Origin of the sequence: Zobellella denitrificans, assembly GCF_002237365.1 — a bacterium.
GTDB classification, from domain to species: Bacteria; Pseudomonadota; Gammaproteobacteria; order Enterobacterales; family Aeromonadaceae; genus Oceanimonas; species Oceanimonas denitrificans.
Genome location: NZ_NMUO01000063.1, coordinates 1 through 22,723 on the forward strand (window position 1 = coordinate 1; position 22,723 = coordinate 22,723).

Consider the following 22,723-nt stretch of genomic DNA (forward strand, 5'->3'; position numbering starts at 1 on the left):
GGGACGGGCCGGGGCGCTGGGGGGGGGGGGGGACCGCGGGCCGCGGCTGGCCGAGCTGCGGGTGCCGCTGCTGCGGCTCTACGGCCGGCTCGACGGCCTGGTGCCGAGAAAGGCCGCCGCCCTGGTGGACGAGCTGGCGCCGAACAGCCTGAGCCATATCGAGCCCAGGGCCTCCCATGCGCCCTTTATCTCCCATCCCGACGCCACCGCCGAGCGGATCCGCCGCTTCCTGCACGAACTCGCCTGATCCCGGCCGTTGCCGGGCTCCTTGGCCGGGCGGAATCGGGGCGGGGAGGCCATAATAAGGAGGCGATCAACGGCGACGGAGGTGAATGATGGCATTACCGGTGATTTTGCCCAACCTGGCCCCCAACTGGGCCCAGCCCACCACGGAAGCGGCCCAGGCCGACAACGTGCGCCGCCCGGTGATCCCGGTGATCAAGGCGGTGCAGCCCTATGTGGCCATCCGCAAGCGGGACCAGGACAGGGACCGCAGCCGGCGGGAGGCGGCGTTCGAAGCCTGGCTGGGCCTGCACCAGGGCGGTGTCTGCTGGATTGGCGCCAGTCCCGTCATGAGCCGTCGGCTCCACGCGATCAGCCGGCGTTACCACGACCGGCACGAAAGCGCTGGCAGTGCCCTGGATATCGAAGTCTGATCCCCGGAGGTCTCCGCCATGGCCAGTTACCCCGTTTTTCTCAAACGCAAACAGCAGGTCGCCGATCGGACCCTGGCGTTCTATTTCGACAAGCCCGAGGGCTTCGCCTTTCGGGCCGGGCAGTGCATCCGGCTGGTGCTGATCGATCCACCGGAAACCGACGGGGAGGGCAACGGCCGCATCCTGTCCCTGGCGTCGGCGCCCGCCGAGGCGGAGCTGATGGTGGCCACCCGGATCCGCGGCAGCGCCTTCAAGCGGGTGCTGAGCGGTTTGGCTCCCGGCGCCGAACTGACCCTGAAAGGCCCCTACGGCGACTTCGTGCTGCCGGCCGATCCCCGCACGCCCGTGGTGTTCATTACCGGTGGCATCGGTATCACCCCGGTGCGCAGCATGCTGCTGCAGGCCCTGGCGGAGCAGGAGGAACGGCGCCTGGTGCTGTTCTACGCCAACCGCCAGCCGCAGGACGCCCCCTTCCTCGAGGAGCTGCAACAGGCCTGCGCGGGCGACGCCCGCTGCACCCTGGTGGCGACCATGACCCGGGCGGAGCCCGCGGCAACCGGCTGGCAGGGCGAGCAGGGCCATGTGGACGAGGCCATGCTGGCGCGCTACCTGGATGAGGTGCAGGCGCCGCTCTATTTTGTGGACGGCCCGCCGGCCCTGGTGGCGGCGATGAAAGCCATGCTGGGCCGGCTCGGGGTAGCCGAAGAGCGGGTGCGCACCGAGGAATTCGCCGGTTATTAGCGGCCCGGGCCGCGAAAATCCGCCGCGAAGTGCCAGGAAAATAGATCTGCCGCTTCTCTGTGTGTAAAATTCGCGCTCTTCCGATGAGCAATTGAGACGATCCCATGGGCAGAGCCTATCAAAACCGCAAGGAATCCATCGCCAAAACGGCGAACGCCAAGAGCAAGGTCTACAGCAAATACGGCCGCGAGATCTACGTTACCGCCAAGTCAGGTGGAGCAGACCCTGACGGCAACCTGTCCCTGCGCGGCCTGATCGAGCGCGCCAAGAAAGACCAGGTGCCGGCTCACGTTATCGAAAAAGCGCTGGAAAAAGCCAAGGGCGGCGCCGGCGAGGACTTTTCTCCCGCCCGTTACGAAGGCTTCGGCCCGGGCAACTGCATGGTGATTGTGGACTGCCTGACCGACAACCCCAACAGGACCATCGGCGATGTGCGCCAGTGCTTCAACCGGGTCAAGGCCAAGCTGGGCACCTCCGGCACCGTCAGTCACATGTTCGATCACTGTGCCATCCTGGCCTTTGCGGGCGACGATGAGGAAGCCGTGCTGGAGGCCCTGATGGCGGCCGACGTGGACGTGACCGATATCGAGAACGAAGACGGCCGCATCACCGTGTTCGCGCCCCATACCGAGTACTTCAAGGCCAAGCAGGCGCTGACCGAGGCCTTCGAGGGTATCGACTTCGAGGTGGATGCCATCCAGTTCGTGCCCCAGACCACGACCCCGGTCAGCGGCGACGACGTGGCCCAGCTCGAGAAATTCCTCGACATGCTCAACGACGTGGACGACGTACAGAACGTCTACCACAACGCCGAGTACTGATCTGGCAAGGGGGCCGATATGGCCCCTGTGTCGACAGACCCAGACCCTCCCCATGGAGGGTTTTTTTACATTCCCCGGCCGTACCGGAACCATAAATCGCTAACGATCTTCACCCTATTGGTGCACCAAAACATCGCATCCTTTCCTTCTTCTGGCCCGCCTGGCGCAGCGCCGGGCCACTGCCTTTGCCCAGGTAATCGACAAAAGCTTTTTATATTCAATGAATTATGCTTTCGCTGATGATCTTTTTGTCATGAGTGGCACGATAGTTGCCTTTATTTTTTACGATTAAAATTTATTTCGTAAACATGTTTACAGGATGTTAAATGTTGATCTAGTATTAAATCGTTAACAATAAAACAGCATTTATGTGAACGAGGAGTTAGCCGTGAGGATCAAGATCATCAACCCCAACACCACCCAGTCGTTTACCGATGCCTTGCAGCGGCTGGCCGATGCGGTGGCCCGGCCCGATACCGAGATCCTGGCGGTCAGCCCCGCCAGCGGACCGGCATCTATTGAAAGTTTTTATGACGAGGCCCTGGCGGTGCCCGGCGTACTGGAAGAGATCGCCAAGGGCGACCGGGAACAGGATATCGACGCCTATGTGCTGGCTTGTTTCGGTGACCCCGGTCTCTACGCCGCCCGGGAGCTGACCGACAAGCCGGTGCTGGGCATCGCCGAGGCGGCCTTCCACCTGGCGGCCATGGCCAGCGCCTGCTTCAGCGTGGTGACCACGGCCCCCCGGGTCCGCTTCATGACCGAGCACCTGGTCAGCCGTTACGGCTTCGGCGAACAGTGCAAGAAGGTACGCACCACCCCCATCCAGGTGCTGGATCTGGCCCGCTCGCCGGAGGCCGCCATCGCCAAGGTGATCGCCGAGTGCCTGCGGGCGCGGGAGGAGGACAAGGCCGAGGCCATCGTGCTGGGCTGCGCCGGCATGTCCCAGTATCGCGCCCAGATCGAGCAGGAAATCGGCATTCCGGTGATCGATGGTACCGTCGCCGCGGTCAAACTCTGTGAGGCCATGGTGGACATGAAACTGGGAACCAGCAAGGTGCTGACCTTCAACTGGCCCCGACCCGAGCTGGCTAACCCCGGGCGCAGCCTGAAAATCGCCTGATCCGGGGGCGGCCAACAGCGGCGGTCGGGGACACCCGGTTGCCGGAACAGGATGCACGGCCCAAGACGCGGCCGGCAGAGGAAAAGGGGGGTGGCAACACCGCCCCAGTGATGGAATACCGAGGACAAACCAATGGCAATCCAACAAGTGAACAGCGAAACCGCGATTCCCATGGCCCAGGTCGGCGCCCAGCCGGTCCCCGCCGGGGAGGTGCACGAGAAGAAGGCGGGCGATGAATCCCTGGCCCCCCAGAAACACCGCATCATGGGCCGGGTCTCCTACCTGCTGGCCTGGTTCGGCGGTTGCGTATCGATCGGCACCTTTACCATGGGTTCCAGCATAGTGGGCACCCTCAACCTGCTGCAGGCAACCGTGGCCATCGCCATCGGCTGCTTCGTGATCGGCATTGCCCTGGCCCTGAATGGCGCCGCCGGTTACAAATACGGCATTCCCTTCATGGTGCAGGCGCGCGGCGCCTTCGGCTTTGCCGGCACCCGCTTTCCGGGGCTGGTGCGGGCGGTGCCGGCCATCGTCTGGTACGGTTTCCAAAGCTGGATCGGTGCCGGCGCCCTGAACGCGGTGTCGGCCACCCTGTTCGGCTTCGACAACCTGGTGCTCTACTTCATCCTGTTCCAGTTCCTGCAGATAGGCCTGTCCATCTTCGGCTTCAAGGGCATCAAGTGGCTGGAGAACGTGGGCAGCGGCTTTATCCTGCTGGCGCTGGTGTACATGTTCTACAGCGTGATCAACCGCTACGGCGACGAGATCACCACCAACCTGGTGAATGTGGAAGGGACCTGGGGCCTGCCGTTCTGGGGGGCGACCATGCTGTTCCTCGGCATCTACAGCACCATGATGCTCAACGTCAGCGACTATTCCCGTGAGCTGAAGGAAGGCACCAAGCCGGGTCTGCTCACCACCATCTACGCCATGTCCATCCTGCCCTGCACCCTGTTCATGGGGCTGATCGGGCTGATGGTGTCCGGCGCCACCGGGGTGTCCGATCCCATCCAGGTCTTCGCCAGCGCCGTCGACAACACCCCGCTGCTGGTGATTACCCTGCTGTTCATCGCCTTCGCCCAGGTCACCACCAACGTGCTCAACAACGTGGTGCCGCCCACCTATATCCTGATGGACGTGTTCAAGCTGAAGTTCCGCACCTCCACCATACTGGTGGGCCTGCTGGCCTTCTGCACCTTCCCCTGGGAACTGGTGAAGGACGAATCCTCCGCCGGCCTGCAGCTGTTCGTGCAGACCTACTCCGCCTTCCTCGGTCCCATCTTCGCGGTAATGGTGGTGGACTACTTCATCCTGCGTCGCCGCAAGCTCGACCTGGACAAGCTCTATGACGAGAACGGGCCCTACCGTGGCGTCAACTACGGCGCGGTGATCGCCGCCCTGGCCGGTGCCGCCGTGGCCCTGACCTTCTCTTCCGTGTCCTGGTACGCCAGCCTGCTGCCCGCCGGCATCATCTACTACCTGCTGATGCAGCACTGGCAGCCCTGCCAGCGGTTCCGCCAGTAATCAATCCGGGGGCCGGGACTGGCCCCCGCTCCGACCTTCACATGAGGAATACCGATATGGACGATCGTCAGCTTGAGGTAAGGGGGCGGGATCCCCTGCTGTACAATGAGGATCTGGCCCCCATCAAGCACAAGGACCGCAGTTGGGGCTGGTTTGAAATCTTCAACGTCTGGTCGAACGACATCCAGAGCCTGTTCGGCTACACCCTGGCCGCCTCCCTGTTCCTGGCCTACGGCCTGAACGGCTGGGCGGTGATGGCCGCCATCATCCTGGCCGGCTTTATCGTCATGGTGCTGGTCAACCTGACCGGTAAGCCCAGCGTCAAGTACGGTATTCCCTTCCCGGTGATGATCCGCTCCAGCATGGGGGTGCGCGGCGCCAACTTTCCGGCCCTGCTGCGGGCCATCATCGGCATCTTCTGGTACGGGGTGCAGACCTACTTCGCCTCCACCGCCGTGACCCTGCTGCTCACCGCGCTCTGGGGCGTGGGCAACGGCAGCAGCTTCCTCGGATTGTCCGGCACCGCCTGGCTGTCGTTCCTGATCGTCTGGCTGTTCCAGATCCTGCTGTTCTGGCAGGGCATCGACAAGATCAAGACCTTCCTCAACTGGGCCGGCCCCCTGGTCTATGTGGTGATGCTGGCGTTGATGGTGATCGTCTGGATCCAGGCCGGTGACCAGCTGATCCCGGCGGTGGGCACCATCTTCAGCGGCGGCGGCAGCTATGAGGGCGGCAGCATCGCGGCCTTTACCGCCATCGTCGGCACCATGGTGGCCTATTTCGCCGCCGTGGTGATCAACTTCGGCGACTTCACCCGCTTCGTGCGCAGCGAACGGGAGATGAAGATCGGCAATCTGGTGGGGCTGCCGCTCAACGTGGCCTTCTTCTCCTTTATCGCGCTGATCATCACCGCCGGCACCATGGTGCTGTTCGGCGAGGCGCTGACCAACCCGGCCGATATCGTGGAGCGGGTGGATTCCCTGCCCCTGACCATAGTGGCGGCGCTGACCTTCTTCGCCGCCACCGTCGGCATCAACCTGGTGGCGAACTTCATTCCGCCGGCCTATGACCTGGCCAACCTGTTCCCCAAGATGATCAGCTTCCGCATCGGCGGCCTCATCACTGCCATCGTCGCCTTCTTCGTGGGCGCGCTCTGGGTCTCGGTGATCAGCCAAATCGGCATCCCCGGCTTCGTCAATGCCCTGGGCGCCATCGTGGCTCCCTTCTACGGCATCATAGTGGTGGACTACTACCTGGTGAAAAAGCAGAGGCTGGACATGGAGCAGCTGTTCTCCACCGATCCCAAGGGTGCCTACTACTACCAGAACGGCTGGAACGCCAAGGCGCTGATGGCCTTCGGCCTGGCGGCCCTGTTCTCCATCTCCACCGTGCTGGTGCCGGCGCTGGCCGATCTCAACGGTTATGGCTGGCTGATCGGTGCCGCCCTGGGCGGGCTCTTCTACCGGTTGTTGATGCGTAGCTCGGTGCCCCAGGCCAGGACCAAGGCCAGCAAGGCCGGCTGAAAAACCCACTGAACGAAGAAGGGGCCCGGGCCCCTTCTTTCCTTAACAAAATATTCCATTTATTGTTGACAATATAAGCCCTGTGCTAATCTGTGCGCGTTATCCGTTCCACCAACAGAGTGATCGCGCCCCTGGTGGCCGAATCAAGACGGCAGGAATCAAGAGCACCTCACCAGGGGGCCTGCCATGCATCCAAGGTAGCGCCATGCAGAATAAAACCAACGATCTCGACAGCGTCTATCAACGCATCTGGGAGGCCATCGTCGCCCACAAGCTGTTGCCGGGCACCCGCCTGAAAGAAGAAGATCTAAGCGAAACCTTTGGACTCAGCCGGGGCTTTGTGCGCAAGCTGCTGCTGCAGCTGTCCCACCACAAGCTGGTCCACCTGGTGCCCAACAGCGGCGCCTTCGTGGCCGAGCCCTCGCCGGAAGAGGCGCGGGAAATCTTCCAGGCCCGCCGGCTGATCGAGGCCGAGCTGGTGCGGGAGCTGGCGAGCAAGTGCACGGCCCGGGAAAAGCAGCTGCTGCAGGAGCACGTGGAGCGGGAGCACCAGGCCTTCGCCCAGGGGCAGCAGAGCCTGCGCATCCGGCTGTCCGGCGAGTTTCACCTGCTGATCGGCAAGCTGGCCAACAAGCCGGTGCTGACCTCCTTCCTGCACGAGATCATCCCCCGTTCTTCCCTGATCATCGCCCTCTACCAGGGTCCCGGGCCGCTCAAGGGCAAGGCGCGCCATTCCGGCCTGTCCTGCAGCGAGCACACCGGCCTGCTGGCCGCCATCGCCGCCCACGAGGTGGACAAGGCGGTGCAGCTGATGATCGACCACCTCAACGAAATCGAAGCCCAGCTGCAGCTGGAGCCGACCCACGACGAAGACGTCAACCTCAAGGAAATTTTCGCCGACCTCTGAGTACCCATAGGACGGCCATCTGCCCCATGCCCTGCCCCAAAAAGGGTAGTGGGGCCTCTTTGGGGGGCAGAGCCCGCCCCGCCAGCCTGTTCAGACGTACTCTTTCCCGCCGCCGGGTCCGCCCGGTTAGTGACTGATCTTCCACCACTTATTTTCTCCACCACAGCCATCGGCCGCGGTGGCGGCAGCTTTGGCACTATCGTTGCAGTTATCACCTCGCCTGAATCGAAAGTTTCAGGCTTGCCCGATACATGGACCCCACAGAGGTGAGTAATGGAACTCGTTAAATTGCATAGCTTGAAACAGATGATGGTTCACGGCCTGGCGGCCCTCGGCCTGCTGGCGGCGGCCAGCACCGCCCAGGCCAGCCAGTTGGCGGACATCGAACAACGCGGGGTGCTGCGGGTGGCGGTGCCCCAGGACTTTCCGCCCTTCGGCTCGGTCGGCCCGGATCTCAAGCCCAGGGGCTACGACGTGGACATGGCCGCCTACCTGGCGGAGGAGATGGGCCTCAAACTGGAGCTGATCCCGGTGACCAGCGCCAACCGCATCCCCTACCTGCAGACCGGCAAGGCCGACCTGGTGATCTCCAGCCTGGGCAAGAACGAGGAGCGGGAGCGGGCCATCGACTTCACCGAGGCCTACGCTCCCTTCTTCCTTGGCGTGTTCGGCAACGGCGAACTGCCGGTGGCGGCGGCCGCGGATCTGGACGGCCGGGTGGTCGGGGTGACCCGGGGCGCGGTGGAGGACATGGAGCTGGAGAAGGTGCTGCCCGCCTCGGCCAGGCTCCAGCGCTTCGAGGATAACAACACCACCATCTCCGCCTATCTGTCCGGCCAGGTACAGCTGATCGCCACCGGCAACCTGGTGGCCGCCGAGATCGCCGAACGCCATACGGACAAGGCGCCGGTCGCCAAGTTCATGCTGAAGGACTCTCCCTGCTATATCGGCCTGAAAAAGGGGGAAACCGAGCTGCGCGACAAGGTCAACACGCTGATCGCCCAGGCCCTGGCCGACGGCACCCTGGAGCGTATTTCCCAAACCTGGCTGAAAGCCCCGCTGCCGGCCGGCTTCGGCAGCTGAGAGACGCGCCATGCTGAACTTTAACGAGCTGTGGCCCTACCAGGAGCTGATCCTCCAGGGCTTGTGGGTCACGGTGGAACTGACTTGCTACGCCACGCTGGGAGGCGTGGCCATCGGCACCGCCTGCGCCGCCGCCCGCCATTACGGCGGCCGGCCCCTGCGGGCGCTGGTGGGGGCCTATGTGGAACTTATCCGCAACACGCCCTTTATCGTCCAGCTGTTCTTCGTCTTCTTCGGGCTGCCCGGCCTCGGGATCAAGCTCGGCGCCTGGGAGGCGGGCCTGCTGGCCATGCTGATCAACCTGGGTGCCTACAGCGCCGAGATCATCCGCGCCGGCCTGGCGGCCACCCCCAGGGGGCAGATAGAGGCGGCCCGGGTGCTGGGGCTCAGCCCCCGGCAGAGCTTCTTCCGGGTGGTGCTGATCCCGGCGTTCGAGAAGATTTATCCGGCGCTGACCAGCCAGTGCATCATCGTCATGCTGGGCTCGGCGGTGGTGTCGCAGATTTCGGTGGCCGACCTGACCTACGCCGCCAACCTGATCCAGTCCCGCAACTTCCGCAGCTTCGAGGCCTACCTGGTGGCGGCGGCGTGTTACCTGGGGCTGGCGATACTGATGCGGCAGCTGTTCGCGCTGCTGGGTCACCGCCTGTTCCGCCATCGGAGGGTCAAGGCATGATGGAATTCACCAACTGGGATATCTTCCGCAACCTTCTGCTGGCGGCGCGCTGGACGGTGGCATTGTCGCTGGTCGCCTTCGTCGGCGGCGCCCTGGTCGGGCTGCTGCTCACCGCCCTGCGCCTGACCGGGCGCCGGCCGCTGCAGTGGCTGGTGCGGATTTACGTGGAGCTGTTCCAGGGCACGCCGCTGCTGATGCAGCTGTTCCTGGCCTTCTTCGGCCTGGCCATGCTGGGGCTGGACATCTCCGCCTGGGCCGCCGCCGCCCTGGCGCTGACCCTGTTCACCAGCGCCTTTCTCACCGAGATCTGGCGCGGCTGCATCGACACCCTGCCCAGGGGCCAGTGGGAAGCCGCCCGCTGCCTGGGACTGGGTTTCGGCCAGACCCTGAGCCGGGTGATCCTGCCCCAGGCGGTGCGGGTGGCGCTGGCGCCCACCGTCGGCTTTTCGGTGCAGGTGGTCAAGGGCACCGCCCTGGCCTCGATCATCGGCTTCGTGGAGCTGACCAAGGCCGGCACCATGCTCAACAACGCTACCTTCGAGCCGTTCAAGGTGTTCGCCCTGGTGGCGCTGCTCTACTTCGCGCTCTGCTATCCGCTGTCCCTGGCCAGCCAGTACCTGGAGAAAAAATTCAATGGCACTCGTTAATATCGAACAAGTTCACAAGTACTACGGGGAGCTGCACGTGCTCAAGGGCATCGATCTCAGGGTCAAGGCGGGCGAGGTGGTGTCCATCATCGGCCGCAGCGGCTCCGGCAAGAGCACCCTGCTGCGCTGCATCAACGGCCTGGAGAGCTACCAGCAGGGCGGCATCGTGGTCGACGGCAAGGAAGTGACCAGCGACGAGGTGCAGGTGCGCCGGCTGGCGCGCAGCGTGGGCATGGTGTTCCAGAGCTTTAACCTGTTTCCGCACCTGACGGTGGGGGAGAACCTGATGCTGGCGCCCAGGCTGGTGCTGAAGCAGGCCAGGGAGGAGGCGCGGGAGCTGGCGCTGGAGATGCTCGGCAAGGTCGGCCTGGCCGACAAGTTCGACCAGTACCCGGACCGCCTGTCCGGCGGCCAGCAGCAGCGGGTGGCCATCGCCCGCGCCCTGGCCATGTCGCCCAAGGTGCTGCTGTGCGACGAGATCACCTCGGCGCTCGACCCCGAACTGGTGGGGGAGGTGCTCAAGGTGCTGGAGGCGCTGGCGGCGGAGGGCATCACCCTGATCCTGGTGACCCACGAGATGAACTTCGCCAGGGACGTGGGCGACCGGGTGGTGTTCATGCACCAGGGCAAGGTGTGGGAAAACGGCCCGGCCGAGGAGTTGTTCGCCCGGCCCCGGACCGCCGAGTTGCAGAGCTTTATCAATGCGGTACTGTAGCGGAACCCTTGTCGATCAGGACAGACCCGCATGAGCCAGCTTGGCGAACAGATCCGCGCACAGTTTTCGCAACTCGGCCCCCAGGAGCGGCGGGTGGCCAGCTTTATCCTCGACCATATGGACGATCTGGCCACCTACAACTCGGTGGAACTCAGCCGCTGCTGCGGGGTGTCCAAGTCCACCGTCAGCCGGCTGTTCCGCCGCCTCGGCTACGACAGCTTCCGGGAGATGCGCGATGAAAACCGCCGCCTGCGCCAGTCCGGGGTGCCGATACCGGCGGCCCTCGGCGACGGACCGGCGGGCCTTATCGAGCGCCAGCTCAAGTGCGAGCAGGACAAGATTGCCCAGTTGCTGACCCTGCTCGGCAACGGCGCGCTCGATGGCCTGATCGACCGCCTGGCCGCGGCGCGGCGGGTGGGCATCATCGGCTTTCGCAACAGCTACCCGGTGGCCCTGCACCTGCGCCAGCAACTGGTGCAGGTGCGCGCCGGGGTGCAGTTGCTGCCCCAGCCGGGCCAGACCCTGGCGGAGGAGCTGGTCGATTACGGCGTCGACGACCTGATCATCCTGGTGGCCTTTCATCGCCGGCCGGCGCTGTTTCCCAAGCTGCTGGCCAGCCTGCGCCGGAGCAGGGTGCCGCTGGCGCTGATGGTGGAGACCCAGGCCGAACTGCCCGACGCCCCGGACTGGCTGCTGGAGCTGCCGCTCGATTCGGTGTCCGCCTTCGACAGCTACAGCGCCGCCATGTGCACCGTCAGCCTGATCTGCAACCTGCTGCTGCACCGGCAACTGGCGCAGGGGCGGGAGCGCATCGGCCGCATCAACGAACTCTACCGGCAGACGGAGGAGCTGGAGTTCAACCGGCTGTGGCAGTTTTCCAGCGGGGGCTGATCAGGCCTCGCCTTCGAAGGTGCGATCGCAGGCGCCGATCAGCCGCTCCGCCAGCATCCGGCTGTGGGCCGAGAGCTGGGCCTGGGCGTGCAGGGTCAGCTCCAGGTCCGGCACCGGCGGCAGACCGTCGCGCTGGTCGAGGATGCGGTGGCGTTCGGTAACCAGGCGGCGGGGCAGCAGCGAGATGCCAAGGCCGGCTTCCACCGCGCAGCACACCCCGGACAGGCTGGTGCTCACATAGGCCAGCCGCCAGCTGCGGCCCAGGCTGTCGAAGGTGTGGGCCATCTCGCTGCGGTAGAGGCCGCCGATGGGAAAGGTGACCAGGGGAATGGGGTGGTTGTCCAGATTGTTGCCGTCCAGGCTGTCGATCCAGCACAGCGGCTCGGGCCAGCTGGCCAGGCCGGGGGCGCTGCCCTGGCGCTGCTTGACCAGGGCCAGGTCCAGGTCGCTGCGCTGGAACTCGCGCCAGATGTCGCTGCACAGGCCGCTTTTCACCTCCAGGCGGATGCCCGGGTATTCGCTGGCGAAGGCCGACAGGGTGGGCATGATGGCGTGGGTGGCGAAGTCTTCCGGCACCCCCAGGCGGATCTTCTGCTGCTCGGCGCTCAGGCTGGTCTGGGCCAGCGCCTCGTTCATCAGCTGCAGGATGCGGCGGGCGTAGCTCAGCACCCGCTCTCCCTCCAGGGTGGCGGTGACGTAGCGCCCCTTGCGGTGCAGCAGCTCGCAGCCGAGCAGGGATTCGAGCTTGCGCACCTGCTGGCTGACGGTGGACTGGGTGAGGTGGGTGCTGTCGGCGGCGCGGGTAAAGCTGCCGGTGTCGACCACGGCGACAAAGCTGCGCAGCAGCACGGGATCCAGGGTGGTGTTCAGGTTCATGCCTTCCATCCAGTGGCAAAGCCACTAGTTGCCATTCGGTTATTTAATTTATAAATCAAACGGCCTTGCTCTACAATCAGGGGTGTTCAGCATTTAAACAGCAGCCTCGTCAAGACCACTGCTGATCCGTTGGCGCAGACCAACCACTTTGCATAAATAAAGGACAGATGTCATGGCCCGTAATTCTTATTATGCCCCCACCGGCGGTCTGCCGCCCCAGACGCAGCTGATCAACGATCGCGCGGTCTTTACCGAAGCCTACGCCATCATTCCCAAGGGCGTGATGAGCGACATCGTGACCAGCTTCCTGCCGTTCTGGGACAACACCCGGCTGTGGGTCATCGCCCGGCCGATGAGCGGCTTCGCCGAGACCTTCTCCCACTACATCATGGAAGTCTCCCCCCAGGGCGGCAGCGACAGGCCCGAGCTGGACTCCGGCGCCGAAGGCGTGCTGTTCGTGGTGGAAGGGGAAATGACCCTGACCCTGGAAGGCAAAGTGCACCAGATGCAGACCGGCGGCTACGCCTTCCTGCCTCCCGGCACCAACTGGAGCCTGAAGAACAACGGCGACGCGCCGGTGCGCTTCCACTGGATCCGCAAGGCCTACGAATACGTGGACGGCATCGAGGTGCCGGAAGCCTTCGTGACCAACGAGAACGACATTGCGCCGACCCCGATGCCGGACACCAACGACGCCTGGGCCACCACCCGCTTCGTGGACTCCGCCGACATGCGCCACGACATGCAGGTCAACATCGTGACCTTCCAGCCCGGCGGCGTCATTCCCTTCGACGAAACCCACGTCATGGAGCACGGCCTCTATGTGCTGGAAGGCAAGGCGGTGTACCACCTGAACCAGGACTGGGTGGAAGTGGAAGCCGGCGACTACATGTGGCTGCGCGCCTTCTGCCCGCAGGCCTGCTACGCCAGCGGCCCGACCCGCTTCCGCTACCTGCTGTACAAGGACATCAACCGCCATATGGTGCTGAACGCCTCGCCCGCCTACCGCGGCAACCGCAAGTAAGCGATATCGGTTAAACAAAGGGCGGCCTCCGGGCCGCCCTTTTTGCGTATGGCCGCGAGGGGAAAATCGTAAGGCGTGAGGGGGAAGAGTCGGTATTCTGCAACGGCTCACCCCTCACCCCTCACCCCCTAACACAGCAGCAGCCGGTGCAGTTCGTGCAGCGAACTCACCTGGTAGTGGGGGCGGATGCCCTCGGGGACGGGCTTGCCGGCGGGGTTCAGCCAGCAGGTGTGCAGGCCGGCGTTGAGGCCGCCGAGAATGTCGGAGTGGGGGTTGTCGCCCACCATCAGCACCTGCTCCCGGGGCGGCTGGCCCATCAGCTCCAGGGCGTGTTCGAAAATGCCCGGATCCGGCTTGGCCAGGCCCACCTGCTCGGAGATCACCAGGGGGGAGAAGGCGTCCCTGAACCCGGTGCGCTCCAGCCGTACCTGCTGCAGCTCGGTAAAGCCGTTGGTGATGATGCCGAGTTGTGCCTGGCCGGTCAGGGCGTCGATCAGCTCCCTGGCGCCGGGCAGGGGAGCGCAGATATCCGCCATGGCGGTGAGAAAGGCGCTGTTCAGCTCGCGGGGGCTGACCTCCAGCCGCTCCGCCCAGCCGGCGAAGCGCCGGTGCTGCAATTGCTCGGCGGTGATGTGGCCGTCCTGGTAGTCCACCCACAGCGGCTGGTTGAGGGTCTGGTAGTGGGCAAAGTCCTGCTCGCCGAAGTCGACCCCGAAGCCGGCGAACATGCGCCTGAGCCCCTGGTAGGCGTCGAAGTGGAAAAGGGTGTCGTCGGCGTCGAACAGTATCCATTTATATTGCATTTGTTATCTTCTCCAGCGTCTTTCGCGCTTTTGTGGGGGCTTTCTGCAAGAACGTGAGGATTGTATGCTTTTTGGCCGAGAAAGCACAGGATAGCCTTTCAAGACTCGAACATGTACTGTCATGCGGGCGCTTCCTTTCCCCCTCATGCGGGCTGGCCTAAGATAGGAGCCCGGCCCCGCTCAGGAAAACCCAAGGTGCAACTCAACTACAACCTGCTGCCCACCCTCAGGGTGCTGCTCGATACCCGCAACCTCAGCCTGGCGGCCGAGCGGCTGCACCTGAGCCAGCCCTCGGTGAGCAAGCAGCTGGCCCAGCTGCGCCGGGACTTCAACGACGAGCTGCTGGTGCGCGAGGGCCAGCGCTGGCTGCTCACGCCCCGGGCCGAACAGCTGGCCCGGGAGCTGGCCGACGCGCTCGGCGGCCTGGAGCGGCTCTACGCGACGCCCGGCTTCGAGCCGGCCCGCTGCGAGCGGGTGTTCCGCCTGGCCTCGTCCGACTATGTGGCCCAGTACATCTTGCCGGACATCTGCGCCGAGCTGGCCCGCCAGGCGCCGGGGGCGGCGCTGGAGTACGAGCTGTGGGACAAGCGCCAGCTGCCGCTGCTGTGGGAGTCGCCGCTCGATCTGGTGTCCACCATCACCGAACAGGTGCCGGATCTGATCCGCGGCCTGCGCCAGGGGGAAGACGGGCTGGTGGTGCTGATGGGCCGGCAGCACCCGCTGGCGGGCCGGCCGCTCGGCTTGGACGACTACCTGGCCTGGCCCCATCTGCAGGTGAGCGGCGGCGGCGACAAGGACAGCCCGGTGGAGCGGGTGCTGGCGCCCCTGGGGCTGGCCCGGCGCTGGTTTGCCCGGGTGCCCTTCTTCCAGGCGGCGGTGGAGGTGCTGTGCCGCACCCACTGCCTGCTGACCACCCCGGCCCATATCGCCTGGCAGCTGTCCCAGGCCCATCCCCTGGCCTATACCGCCCTGCCGTTCGCCACCCAGAGCCAGCAATACCACCTGATGTGGCACCAGCGCCACCACCAGGATCCGGCTCACCGCTGGTTCCGGGAGCTGTGCTTCCCCTTCCTGCGGGATCACCTGCAGCGTACGGTGCGGGAGAGTCGCACCAAGCTATAGCCTGTGGTTATGAAATCTATTCCTAACTTTCATTATGGGCATGGTTAGGGCGGTATTAAGCTGAGACCCAGAACCCCGGTGACAAGAGAGGAAGAGGATGGAACTGACCAGTTGGCTGGCCTTGGCGGCGATTTGCGTGATGGGGGCCATCAGCCCCGGGCCCAGCCTGGCCCTGGTGATCCGCAACACGGTGCGGGGCGGCCAGGGGCACGGGGTGGCCACCGCCCTGGGCCACGGCCTGGGGGTGGGGCTCTACGCCCTGATCACCGCCCTGGGGCTGGCGCTGCTGATCACCAAAACCCCGCTGCTGTTCGACCTCATCCGCTACGGCGGCGCCGCCTTTCTCGCCTGGCTGGGGCTGAAGGCGCTGCTGGCCCGGCCCGGTGACGCAGGGGGCCGGCAGGGCAGCCATAGCGTGCGCGGCCGGCGGGGCGCCTTCGAGGGCTTTATGGTGGCCTTTCTCAATCCGCAGCTGGCCATCTTCTTCCTGGCCCTGTTCAGCCAGTTCGTGCGCGCCGACACCGGCTGGCAGCAGGGCGGCATCATGATGCTCACCGCCGGCGGCATCGACGCCCTCTGGTACGTGCTGGTGGCCCTGGCGCTGTCGCGCGGGCCCGTGCTGGTGTGGCTCCAGGCCAAGTTGCGGATGATCGACAAGCTCAGCGGCCTGGTGCTGCTGGGGCTGGCACTGAAGGTGGTGTTCTGATGGAAGCCCATACCCTGCTGATGTTCGTGATCGCCACCCTGTCGCTCAACCTGATCCCGGGGCCGGACGTTGTCTATGTGGTGTCCAGCACCATGCGCGGCCGGCTGCGCACCGGGCTCAAGGCCGCCCTGGGCCTGGGCCTGGGCTACCTGGTGCACACCGCCGCCGCCGTGCTGGGGCTGTCGGCGCTGATTTTGAGCTCCGCCTTCCTGTTCGGCCTGGTGAAGTACCTGGGCGCCTGCTACCTGCTCTACCTCGGTGCCATGGCGCTGCGCAACAGCTGGCGCGGCACCTCGCCCCTGCGGCCGCAGGCCGGCGCCGCGCCGGCGCGGGGGGTGTTCCGCCAGGGGGTGGTGGTGAGCGTACTCAACCCCAAGGTGGCCATCTTCTTTTTGTCCTTCCTGCCCCAGTTCGTGAGCGTCAACTCGGCCAATCCCGCCGCCGAGCTGGTGCTGCTCGGCCTGCTGTTCAGCCTGCTGGCGACCCTGAGCAACAGCCTCTACGCCTGCCTGGGCGGCCTGGTGTTCGGCAACCCCGCCGGCGCCCGCTATACCCGGGCGCTGGAGGGCGGCTCCGGGGTACTGCTGCTGGGCCTGGGCGCGCGCATCGCCCTGAGCCGGGGCTGACCGGCTGTAGGCGGCTCAGCGCCGCTGGTAGAACACCTTGCCCACCCGCCGGATATGGTCCAGCAGGGCGGGATTCTCTATCTCCCGGTAGGCGCTGAGGTCGAACTGCCAGGGCAGCAGCAGATCGTCCAGCCGGTTGCACAGGTTATCCAGCAGCCGCTGGTCGATATCCTCGCCCACCAGGGTCAGGTCGATATCGGAGCCGGGGCGCTCCCGGCCCATGGCGCGGGAGCCGTACAGGATGGCGCGCTCTATCTGCGGGAAGCCCGCCAGCACCGATCTGATGCGCCCTATGGCCTCATGGCCGAGTCCGTACGAAGCCTCAGTCATCCATCAGCCCCGAGAGCCGACTCCTGAGCTGCTGGAACAGCGGGAGGTACTGGGTGCAGACCGCCTCGACAATGGCTTCGGCGGTCGCCTTGTTGTAGGTATGGGAAGTGCGGTTGCGGCTGGCGATCATCGCCATCCACAGTTCACCTTGTTCGATCAGGCCGACTTCAAAGGCTTTGCGGGTCGCATCGCGGGAGTCGAAGATGTCCTGGGTGCCCTGGTAACGCAGAAAGTCCTTCAGGCAGTTCCAGGCCAGCTCGTGGGTGTATTCAAAGGCCTGGATCAGCCCCTGCTTCTCCAGGTCCGACAGGGGACGGGTAGTGCCGAGCGTGACGGCATCGGTGAGCTGTTGCAAGGCCAGCTGGTAGTTCTGGAAGCGCTGTTGCCAGCGGATATCCTCGGACATGGAATCCCCGCGATCAGGTGAAGGTGGTGGGGCTACTTTACCTCTTTACGGCCATGGGCGGAAACCGCCATCGGCCTCGGCGGCATCTGTGCCTCGATGCGGATAAACTTCAGCAAAAGGGCTGTTATTTCATGGAGTGCAGGCCGACCACATTGCCTTCGGTATCTTCCACCAGGGCGATAAAGCCGTGGGGGCCGATGGCGAACTTGTCGCGCACCAGGCGTCCGCCGTTGGCCGCCGCCCGGGCGGCCTCCACGGCGCAGTCGTCGCAGCCGAAATACACCAGGGTGCCGTTGCCGCCGGGGGCGCAGCCCTCCATACGCGCCAGGGTGCCGCAGGCCCCGGCGCCCTCCGGCTGGCCCGGAAAGGCCCACATCTCCAGGTTGGTGCCGTCGTCGACGGTGGGGTCGGCCAGCGGCTCCAGCCGCACCGCCAGCATGGCTTCGTAGAAGGCTCTGGCCCGGGGCATGTCCGCCACATAGATCTCGAACCAGACGACCGGATTCATGTTCATCACCCTGCTCCTTGTTGTGGTCAAGCGTTATGGTCAAGGCCTTAACTATAGCCGGCTCTAGAGCGCCATATGGTTTGAAAATCAAGCTGTCAGGCGTGTGCTATCCCAGCCACTCTCATCGGCAGCAAACGACGTTTGCAGATTGACACCTGACTGATGGAGCGCAGGCGGCCCGCCTGCTTTCCCGCGTAGCGGGAACCTTCGGACTGGCTAACTACACCACAAGTTTAGAGAGGTTCGAGGCAGAACAGGCATTGCGGGTTGGGCTGTGCCTTCGCCTACCTCGGTGCCCCCTCATGCGGGCGGGCCGCCCGCGCCCCAAAAAACATCATGCTGCTCAACTTTTAAACTGATCGGTGCTCCGGCCGGGATGGCGCCCGGGCTCAGTCTTCCTCCACCTGGCCGCGCAGTATGGCCTCGAGACTGACCTTGGGGCAGACCGCGTCGTTGATGTAGTCGATCAGGTTGCGCGCCGCCCGGCGGATGTATTTTTCCGTGCCGGCATCGAGGCAGTGGCCTTCGGCATCGAACACCTGCTGCACATTGGCCACCGACACCGCCAGGGGCAGGGGCACCGCCCCGATATGGGCGCAGATGGCGCGCAGCTGCTCGGTGGACTTGATGGCGCCGATGGTGCCCGCCGCCACCCCCAGCAGGGAGACGGGCTTGCCGGCCAGCTTGCTGGGAAAGCCCAGGTTGTCGATGGCCAGCTTCATGGGGCTGCTGATGCCGCCATGGTATTCCGGCGAGGCCAGCAGCACCCCGGTGGCCGAGGCCACCGTTTCCTGGAACTGGGCGATGGCGTCCGGGTTCTTCGCCGGCAAGCCCGGCAGGGGCAGCTCCAGGCCGTCCAGCCGCAGGGGGATCAGCTCCACCCCGGGCATCTTCCTGAATTCGTCATGGACCAGTTCCAGCGCCATGGCGGTGTAGTTGCCGGGGCGTACGCTGCCGCAGAGGGTCACTATCTTGATGGACATGGCTGTGTTCTCCTGTGGGTAAGGCAATTGGGCTTCTCCGGGCCCGGGGCTGGATACGAGTATAGAAAGGAGAGCGGCCGGGCGCCTGCCCGGTGGTCGCGGGCCGGGCCGGAATGGCGGCCCGGTTGTCCGGCGGCTCAGGAGGGAATCAGCAGCACCGGGTTGGTGGCGTGCCGGCAGATGCCTTCGGCGGTGCTGCCGAGGGGCAGCTCGGCGATGGGGTTGGTGCCGCGCTTGCCGAGGATGATCAGGGGCGTTCTGACGTTGCTGGCGGCTTCGCAGATCTCCTCCACCGGATCGCCGACCACGGTGCGGACGTCCAGGTTGGGATTATCGGTGGCAAAGCTCTCACCGGCCTGCACTTCCTCGAAGGCCACCTGGTGTTCGGGGCTGCGCACTATCATCACCATGCCCTGGCGATCGGTACCCACCAGCTCGGTGAAGCAGGCCCTGGCCCTGGCCGAGGCCGGCGAGTTGTCGGTGGCCAGCAGCAGGGGGGCGTCGTCCGCCACGGCCCCCAGATCCGAAGGCACTATCAGCAGCGGCAACTTGCAGAGGCGTGCCAGGTTCAGTGCCACGTTGCCCATAAAGAATTCCCGGCTGCGGGAATGGCTGCGGTTGGCCACCACTATCAGGTCGGCCTGTTTCCTTTTGGCACAGTCGAGGATGGAGGACACCGCAAAGCCCGAGACGAACTGGGTATGCACCGTTATCGCCAGCTCACGGCTCATGTCCGCCGCCACCTGCTCCAGGTGGAGCTTGCGATTGGTGCGATCGTTGGCGTCCTTATGGGCCCGGCGGTGGGGTTCGTCCGCGTGCACCAGGGTCAGCTCCCGGATATCGAACAGGGCCACCATCTGCCGAAGCCGGGACTGCACCCTGTCCCAGCCCGCCGAAAAATCAATACCTGCAACGCAATGCCTGAACATAAGGCGCCTCCTGGCGTTGGATCCAACCAGACATGAACTGTCACCTCACTCAAGGATAGCCCAGGCCCCGGGGAGCCGCCTTCGATCCCGATCCAGTTCTGGCCCCGGGCCTTATTCGAGGCGGCTCGCCCGGCGAATGTGCAACAGCTCTATGCGAAGGCCGACCATGCCGCTGGTCGGGCTGTCCTCCCGCAGCCGGGCCAGGGCTTCTATCGCCAGGCCGTCCTGCTCGAAGGCGGGAGGCAGATTGACCGGGTGGTAGTGGGTGCCGCGCACATCGCGGATCACATAGAGGCCCCCTTCCAGGTTGAGGTAGCGGATGGTGCCGCTGATATAGAGGCTGGGTTCGCCCGGGGCCAGTTCGAACCAGCGGGGAATATTGGCGTGCACGGCGGTGGTCAGCATCAGGAGCAGGCCGAGCAGTCGGACACGCCAGCGATGGCAGTAAGGGCATGGCATACAAGGCTCCTGTCGGGCGCCATATGATTCTCTATATCGCCTGCAAGGTAATGGTTTATCCCCGTGCTCCTTGCCATGGCTCAGGGTTAACTATAGTCAGCATCCCCCGGATCTACGGCATGTCGTTGATCCGGCAAAAGCGGCCGGGCTGACGGATACTGATAGCAATGGCGCATCGCCGGCCGGGATGGCGCCTCTCTCGTTTCCGACGTCCGCAAGAGGAGAATAGCGATGAAGATAACCTTTCTCGGCGCCACCCAGACGGTGACGGGCTCCAAGTTTCTGGTGCACAGCGGCGACACCCGCATCCTGGTGGACTGCGGCCTCTACCAGGGCTACAAATGGCTGCGCGAGCGCAACTGGCAGCCGTTGCCGCTGGATATCGACCGGCTCGACGCCATAGTGCTGACCCACGCGCACCTGGATCACTCGGGCTATATTCCCGTGCTGTACCGCCAGGGCTACCGGGGGCCGGTGTATTGCCATCCGGCCACCCGGGCCCTGTGCGAGATACTGCTGGCGGACAGCGGCAACCTGCAGGAAGAAGACGCCCGTTTTTTCTCCCGTCACCAGCTGAGCAAGCATGCCGAGCCCGAGCCGCTTTACGACAGGGCCACGGCGGAGCAGAGCATGACCCTGTTCCGCCCCCTGGAGTTTGGCCAGGTGCTGGATCTCGGCGGGATGCGCCTGCACCTGCAGCCCGCCGGCCATATCCTCGGGGCCGGCAGCCTGATCCTCGAGGCCGAGGGCAAGCGGGTGGGCTTTTCCGGCGATGTGGGGCGACCGGACGATCTCTTCATGTATCCACCCAAACCCTTGCCGGAGCTGGATCTGCTGTTGCTGGAGTCCACCTACGGCGATCGCCGCCACGAAACGACGGATCCCTTCCTGCAGATGGAGGAGCTGGTCAACACCACGGTGGCCGGCGGCGGCATCATGCTGATCCCCAGTTTTGCGGTGGGCCGCGCCCAGGCCGTGCAGTATTTGCTGACGACCCTGATGGAACAGGGGCGCATTCCCAGGCTCAAGGTGTTTCTCGACAGCCCCATGGCGATCGAAGTGGGCGAGATCTACGAGCGTTTCGCCGACCAGCACAAGCTGAGCCGGGCCGACTGCCGGCGGATGAGCCGTACCATCACCCTGGTGCGCAGCGTGGAGGACTCCAAGGCGCTGGCCGACGAGGTCTACCCCCATATCATCATCGCCGGCAGCGGCATGGTGACCGGCGGCCGCATCCTCCACCATATGAAACGGTTGCTGTCGGATCACCGTACCACCCTGTTGCTCACCGGCTACCAGGCGGGGGGTGGCCGGGGGGCCAAGCTGCAGCAGGGAGCCGAGAGCGTGCGCATTCACGGCGACTGGGTGACCAATCGCGCCCGCATCGAAATGCTGCACGGGCTGTCGGGCCACGCCGACTATGTGGAGCTGCAGCAGTGGCTGGCGGCCTCGGCGCTGAGTGTCGACACCCGCATCCAGCTGGTGCACGGCGAGCCCGATGCCCTGGAGGCCATGCGTGACCACCTGCGTCGCACCAGCCCCTACCGGGTGGAGATAGGGGAATACCAGCGGATACTGACCTTTTAGCCCGCCAGCCAGTGGCGGATGGCGGGCAGCAATGCCGGGGAGAGGTCGATGGCATTGCTGGGGTGGGCGACGCCGTTGCCGGTGAGCAGCCGGCGCAGCCCGGCCCGGGCCAGCTCATCTTCTATGTCGTCGGCGAACAGGCCGTGCACGGCGGCGCAGTCCACCGGCCCCATCCCCTGGGCGCGCAGGGCCCGCAGGCAGCTCAGCACGGTCCGGCCGCTGGCGATCACATCGTCCAGGATCAGGGCGCCATGGCTCCGGTAAGCGTTCAGATCCGGCAGGTTTACCTCCACCTCCCGGTCGCCCCTGCGCACCTTCTCGCCCACCACATGGGGCCGGCCACTGGCCCTGGCCAGCGCCGCCACCCATTGTTCGCTTTCCGCGTCCGGGCCCACCAGCAGCACCGGCTCCGGCCGGCCGCGCAGCCAGTCCGCCAGCAGGGGGGCGGCGTGCACCACTGTGTTCGGCACCGAATAGATGTCGTCCAGGCGGTGGATGCGGTGCAGGTGCGGGTCCACGGTGATCAGCCAGTCGATGCGGGGGGAGAGCAGGCGGGCGAAGCTGTGGGAGCTGAGCGCCTCGCCGGGGTGGAAGCGGGCGTCCTGACGCAGGTAGCAGAGGTAGGGGGCCACCAGGCCGACCCGGGCGGCGCCCAGCTCCCGCAGGGTGTCGCACAAAAAGCACAGGGGCAGGAACTTGTCGTCCGGGCGGGACAGATCCGCCAGCACCAGGCAGGGGCGGCCCGCCACCTCGCCCAGCAGGCGCAGGTAGCTTTCGCCGTCCGGAAAGCGGCGCCGCTCCAGCCGGCCAGGCTCGGCACCCAGCCCGTGGCAGAGCGGGCCGAGCAGCGGATGCCCGTCTTCCAGCGCGAACAACAGCGGTGTCATGGCGTCTCTCCGATCATAAACAGATCCTGGTTGTCGGCGTAGTAGTCGGCGGCATAGTCCAGCTCGCCCTGGCTGTCGGCGTAGAGGGTGAACAGCGGCTGGCCCCGGGCCAGGGCCTGGCCCCTGGCTCTTATCCACTTCTGCAGATAGCTACGAATCAAGGAGGTAGG

At 65.2% G+C, this 22,723-nt stretch carries 26 protein-coding genes and 1 pseudogene; 18 read left to right on the forward strand and 9 right to left on the reverse strand.

From position 1 onward, the window contains the following. The 13 genes and pseudogenes from CGX12_RS13190 to CGX12_RS13250 all read left to right on the forward strand — a co-directional run. Nucleotides 1-247 (forward strand): annotated as a pseudogene (locus tag CGX12_RS13190) (pimeloyl-ACP methyl ester esterase BioH); the annotation flags it as partial. An 85-nt stretch (nucleotides 248-332) separates the two neighbouring features. Then, nucleotides 333-656 (forward strand): hypothetical protein, encoded by a 324-nt coding sequence (locus tag CGX12_RS13195; protein ID WP_232513347.1) that lies wholly within the window; start codon nucleotides 333-335, stop codon nucleotides 654-656. A gap of 18 nt (nucleotides 657-674) precedes the next feature. Continuing rightward, nucleotides 675-1,397, forward strand: a complete 723-nt coding sequence (locus tag CGX12_RS13200; RefSeq protein ID WP_094040336.1) for a ferredoxin--NADP reductase — start codon at nucleotides 675-677, stop codon at nucleotides 1,395-1,397. Nucleotides 1,398-1,501: 104 nt separating this feature from the next. Continuing rightward, nucleotides 1,502-2,218 carry a YebC/PmpR family DNA-binding transcriptional regulator gene (locus CGX12_RS13205; protein WP_094040337.1) on the forward strand — a complete coding sequence of 239 codons (717 nt, stop codon included), beginning with the start codon at nucleotides 1,502-1,504 and terminating at the stop codon, nucleotides 2,216-2,218. A gap of 388 nt (nucleotides 2,219-2,606) precedes the next feature. Continuing rightward, the gene (locus CGX12_RS13210) at nucleotides 2,607-3,341 is read left to right on the forward strand and encodes an aspartate/glutamate racemase family protein (RefSeq protein WP_094040338.1); all 735 of its coding nucleotides are present in this window, start codon (nucleotides 2,607-2,609) and stop codon (nucleotides 3,339-3,341) included. A gap of 132 nt (nucleotides 3,342-3,473) precedes the next feature. Next, on the forward strand, nucleotides 3,474-4,865 hold the full coding sequence (locus CGX12_RS13215) for an NCS1 family transporter (protein WP_094040339.1): 1,392 nt from the start codon (nucleotides 3,474-3,476) through the stop codon (nucleotides 4,863-4,865). Between the two features lie 56 nt (nucleotides 4,866-4,921). Beyond that, nucleotides 4,922-6,388: an NCS1 family nucleobase:cation symporter-1 gene (locus tag CGX12_RS13220; protein ID WP_094040340.1), complete on the forward strand. Its 1,467-nt coding sequence runs from the start codon at nucleotides 4,922-4,924 to the stop codon at nucleotides 6,386-6,388. Nucleotides 6,389-6,593: 205 nt separating this feature from the next. Next, a complete protein-coding gene (locus CGX12_RS13225) occupies nucleotides 6,594-7,295 on the forward strand; it encodes a GntR family transcriptional regulator (protein ID WP_094040341.1) in 702 nt (233 codons plus the stop codon). 306 nt (nucleotides 7,296-7,601) lie between these two features. Beyond that, a complete protein-coding gene (locus tag CGX12_RS13230; protein ID WP_094040342.1) occupies nucleotides 7,602-8,378 on the forward strand; it encodes a transporter substrate-binding domain-containing protein in 777 nt (258 codons plus the stop codon). Between the two features lie 10 nt (nucleotides 8,379-8,388). After that, entirely contained in the window at nucleotides 8,389-9,054 is a 666-nt protein-coding gene (locus CGX12_RS13235; RefSeq protein ID WP_094040343.1) for an amino acid ABC transporter permease, read from the forward strand. Next, the gene (locus tag CGX12_RS13240; RefSeq protein WP_094040344.1) at nucleotides 9,051-9,701 is read left to right on the forward strand and encodes an amino acid ABC transporter permease; all 651 of its coding nucleotides are present in this window, start codon (nucleotides 9,051-9,053) and stop codon (nucleotides 9,699-9,701) included. The genes CGX12_RS13235 and CGX12_RS13240 overlap by 4 nt, the downstream gene beginning before the upstream one ends. Beyond that, nucleotides 9,688-10,416: an amino acid ABC transporter ATP-binding protein gene (locus tag CGX12_RS13245; RefSeq protein WP_094040345.1), complete on the forward strand. Its 729-nt coding sequence runs from the start codon at nucleotides 9,688-9,690 to the stop codon at nucleotides 10,414-10,416. The genes CGX12_RS13240 and CGX12_RS13245 overlap by 14 nt, the downstream gene beginning before the upstream one ends. A gap of 30 nt (nucleotides 10,417-10,446) precedes the next feature. Then, nucleotides 10,447-11,307 (forward strand): MurR/RpiR family transcriptional regulator, encoded by an 861-nt coding sequence (locus CGX12_RS13250; protein ID WP_094040346.1) that lies wholly within the window; start codon nucleotides 10,447-10,449, stop codon nucleotides 11,305-11,307. Here the strand turns inward: CGX12_RS13250 and CGX12_RS13255 are convergent, their stop codons facing one another. Next, nucleotides 11,308-12,183 carry a LysR substrate-binding domain-containing protein gene (locus tag CGX12_RS13255; RefSeq protein ID WP_094040347.1) on the reverse strand — a complete coding sequence of 292 codons (876 nt, stop codon included), beginning with the start codon at nucleotides 12,181-12,183 and terminating at the stop codon, nucleotides 11,308-11,310. Nucleotides 12,184-12,355: 172 nt separating this feature from the next. On the opposite strand from CGX12_RS13255, the gene CGX12_RS13260 reads away from it, so the two are divergent. After that, the gene (locus CGX12_RS13260; protein WP_094040348.1) at nucleotides 12,356-13,207 is read left to right on the forward strand and encodes a bifunctional allantoicase/(S)-ureidoglycine aminohydrolase; all 852 of its coding nucleotides are present in this window, start codon (nucleotides 12,356-12,358) and stop codon (nucleotides 13,205-13,207) included. Between the two features lie 128 nt (nucleotides 13,208-13,335). Here the strand turns inward: CGX12_RS13260 and yjjG are convergent, their stop codons facing one another. Continuing rightward, nucleotides 13,336-14,010, reverse strand: a complete 675-nt coding sequence (yjjG, locus tag CGX12_RS13265; RefSeq protein ID WP_094040349.1) for a pyrimidine 5'-nucleotidase — start codon at nucleotides 14,008-14,010, stop codon at nucleotides 13,336-13,338. A gap of 195 nt (nucleotides 14,011-14,205) precedes the next feature. On the opposite strand from yjjG, the gene CGX12_RS13270 reads away from it, so the two are divergent. The 3 genes from CGX12_RS13270 (at nucleotide 14,206) to CGX12_RS13280 (ending at nucleotide 16,464) form a co-directional block, all read left to right on the forward strand. Then, a complete protein-coding gene (locus tag CGX12_RS13270) occupies nucleotides 14,206-15,132 on the forward strand; it encodes a LysR family transcriptional regulator (RefSeq protein WP_254918294.1) in 927 nt (308 codons plus the stop codon). 97 nt (nucleotides 15,133-15,229) lie between these two features. Beyond that, entirely contained in the window at nucleotides 15,230-15,838 is a 609-nt protein-coding gene (locus CGX12_RS13275) for a LysE family translocator (RefSeq protein WP_094040351.1), read from the forward strand. After that, a complete protein-coding gene (locus CGX12_RS13280) occupies nucleotides 15,838-16,464 on the forward strand; it encodes a LysE family translocator (RefSeq protein WP_094040352.1) in 627 nt (208 codons plus the stop codon). Before CGX12_RS13275 ends, CGX12_RS13280 begins: the two co-directional genes overlap by 1 nt. Nucleotides 16,465-16,479: 15 nt before the next feature. Here CGX12_RS13280 and CGX12_RS13285 read toward each other — a convergent pair whose 3' ends face one another. From CGX12_RS13285 to CGX12_RS13310, 6 genes are all read right to left on the reverse strand, one after another. Next, complete coding sequence (locus CGX12_RS13285) at nucleotides 16,480-16,794, reverse strand: nucleotidyltransferase domain-containing protein (protein WP_094040353.1); 315 nt, start codon at nucleotides 16,792-16,794, stop codon at nucleotides 16,480-16,482. Further along, nucleotides 16,787-17,200, reverse strand: coding sequence for a nucleotidyltransferase substrate binding protein (locus CGX12_RS13290; protein ID WP_094040354.1), 414 nt, complete (start codon nucleotides 17,198-17,200; stop codon nucleotides 16,787-16,789). Before CGX12_RS13290 ends, CGX12_RS13285 begins: the two co-directional genes overlap by 8 nt. Before the next feature lie 124 nt (nucleotides 17,201-17,324). Next, complete coding sequence (locus CGX12_RS13295) at nucleotides 17,325-17,714, reverse strand: VOC family protein (RefSeq protein WP_094040355.1); 390 nt, start codon at nucleotides 17,712-17,714, stop codon at nucleotides 17,325-17,327. A gap of 383 nt (nucleotides 17,715-18,097) precedes the next feature. Next, entirely contained in the window at nucleotides 18,098-18,691 is a 594-nt protein-coding gene (locus CGX12_RS13300; protein WP_094040356.1) for an NADPH-dependent FMN reductase, read from the reverse strand. A 137-nt stretch (nucleotides 18,692-18,828) separates the two neighbouring features. Beyond that, nucleotides 18,829-19,620 (reverse strand): universal stress protein, encoded by a 792-nt coding sequence (locus CGX12_RS13305; protein ID WP_094040357.1) that lies wholly within the window; start codon nucleotides 19,618-19,620, stop codon nucleotides 18,829-18,831. Between the two features lie 111 nt (nucleotides 19,621-19,731). Further along, nucleotides 19,732-20,079, reverse strand: coding sequence for a hypothetical protein (locus tag CGX12_RS13310; protein WP_094040358.1), 348 nt, complete (start codon nucleotides 20,077-20,079; stop codon nucleotides 19,732-19,734). Between the two features lie 231 nt (nucleotides 20,080-20,310). Between CGX12_RS13310 and CGX12_RS13315 the strand changes: the two genes are divergently transcribed. Next, nucleotides 20,311-21,666, forward strand: a complete 1,356-nt coding sequence (locus tag CGX12_RS13315; protein WP_094040359.1) for an MBL fold metallo-hydrolase — start codon at nucleotides 20,311-20,313, stop codon at nucleotides 21,664-21,666. Here the strand turns inward: CGX12_RS13315 and CGX12_RS13320 are convergent. Continuing rightward, nucleotides 21,663-22,553 (reverse strand): ribose-phosphate diphosphokinase, encoded by an 891-nt coding sequence (locus tag CGX12_RS13320; protein WP_094040360.1) that lies wholly within the window; start codon nucleotides 22,551-22,553, stop codon nucleotides 21,663-21,665. The two genes, CGX12_RS13315 and CGX12_RS13320, sit on opposite strands and share 4 nt — an antisense overlap. Nucleotides 22,554-22,723 lie beyond the last annotated feature (170 nt).

Bases quoted from the DNA above. Each gene is read 5' to 3' on its own strand.
- CGX12_RS13295 (WP_094040355.1), bottom strand. From the start codon at position 17,714: ATGAACATGAATCCGGTCGTCTGGTTCGAGATCTATGTGGCGGACATG.
- CGX12_RS13220 (WP_094040340.1), top strand. From the start codon at position 4,922: ATGGACGATCGTCAGCTTGAGGTAAGGGGGCGGGATCCCCTGCTGTAC.
- CGX12_RS13305 (WP_094040357.1), bottom strand. From the start codon at position 19,620: ATGTTCAGGCATTGCGTTGCAGGTATTGATTTTTCGGCGGGCTGGGAC.
- CGX12_RS13195 (WP_232513347.1), top strand. From the start codon at position 333: ATGATGGCATTACCGGTGATTTTGCCCAACCTGGCCCCCAACTGGGCC.
- CGX12_RS13260 (WP_094040348.1), top strand. From the start codon at position 12,356: ATGGCCCGTAATTCTTATTATGCCCCCACCGGCGGTCTGCCGCCCCAG.
- CGX12_RS13235 (WP_094040343.1), top strand. From the start codon at position 8,389: ATGCTGAACTTTAACGAGCTGTGGCCCTACCAGGAGCTGATCCTCCAG.
- CGX12_RS13205 (WP_094040337.1), top strand. From the start codon at position 1,502: ATGGGCAGAGCCTATCAAAACCGCAAGGAATCCATCGCCAAAACGGCG.
- CGX12_RS13200 (WP_094040336.1), top strand. From the start codon at position 675: ATGGCCAGTTACCCCGTTTTTCTCAAACGCAAACAGCAGGTCGCCGAT.
- CGX12_RS13310 (WP_094040358.1), bottom strand. From the start codon at position 20,079: ATGCCATGCCCTTACTGCCATCGCTGGCGTGTCCGACTGCTCGGCCTG.
- CGX12_RS13245 (WP_094040345.1), top strand. From the start codon at position 9,688: ATGGCACTCGTTAATATCGAACAAGTTCACAAGTACTACGGGGAGCTG.
- CGX12_RS13215 (WP_094040339.1), top strand. From the start codon at position 3,474: ATGGCAATCCAACAAGTGAACAGCGAAACCGCGATTCCCATGGCCCAG.
- CGX12_RS13255 (WP_094040347.1), bottom strand. From the start codon at position 12,183: ATGAACCTGAACACCACCCTGGATCCCGTGCTGCTGCGCAGCTTTGTC.
- CGX12_RS13315 (WP_094040359.1), top strand. From the start codon at position 20,311: ATGAAGATAACCTTTCTCGGCGCCACCCAGACGGTGACGGGCTCCAAG.
- CGX12_RS13290 (WP_094040354.1), bottom strand. From the start codon at position 17,200: ATGTCCGAGGATATCCGCTGGCAACAGCGCTTCCAGAACTACCAGCTG.
- yjjG (WP_094040349.1), bottom strand. From the start codon at position 14,010: ATGCAATATAAATGGATACTGTTCGACGCCGACGACACCCTTTTCCAC.
- CGX12_RS13300 (WP_094040356.1), bottom strand. From the start codon at position 18,691: ATGTCCATCAAGATAGTGACCCTCTGCGGCAGCGTACGCCCCGGCAAC.
- CGX12_RS13320 (WP_094040360.1), bottom strand. From the start codon at position 22,553: ATGACACCGCTGTTGTTCGCGCTGGAAGACGGGCATCCGCTGCTCGGC.
- CGX12_RS13285 (WP_094040353.1), bottom strand. From the start codon at position 16,794: ATGACTGAGGCTTCGTACGGACTCGGCCATGAGGCCATAGGGCGCATC.
- CGX12_RS13230 (WP_094040342.1), top strand. From the start codon at position 7,602: ATGATGGTTCACGGCCTGGCGGCCCTCGGCCTGCTGGCGGCGGCCAGC.
- CGX12_RS13280 (WP_094040352.1), top strand. From the start codon at position 15,838: ATGGAAGCCCATACCCTGCTGATGTTCGTGATCGCCACCCTGTCGCTC.
- CGX12_RS13240 (WP_094040344.1), top strand. From the start codon at position 9,051: ATGATGGAATTCACCAACTGGGATATCTTCCGCAACCTTCTGCTGGCG.
- CGX12_RS13225 (WP_094040341.1), top strand. From the start codon at position 6,594: ATGCAGAATAAAACCAACGATCTCGACAGCGTCTATCAACGCATCTGG.
- CGX12_RS13275 (WP_094040351.1), top strand. From the start codon at position 15,230: ATGGAACTGACCAGTTGGCTGGCCTTGGCGGCGATTTGCGTGATGGGG.
- CGX12_RS13250 (WP_094040346.1), top strand. From the start codon at position 10,447: ATGAGCCAGCTTGGCGAACAGATCCGCGCACAGTTTTCGCAACTCGGC.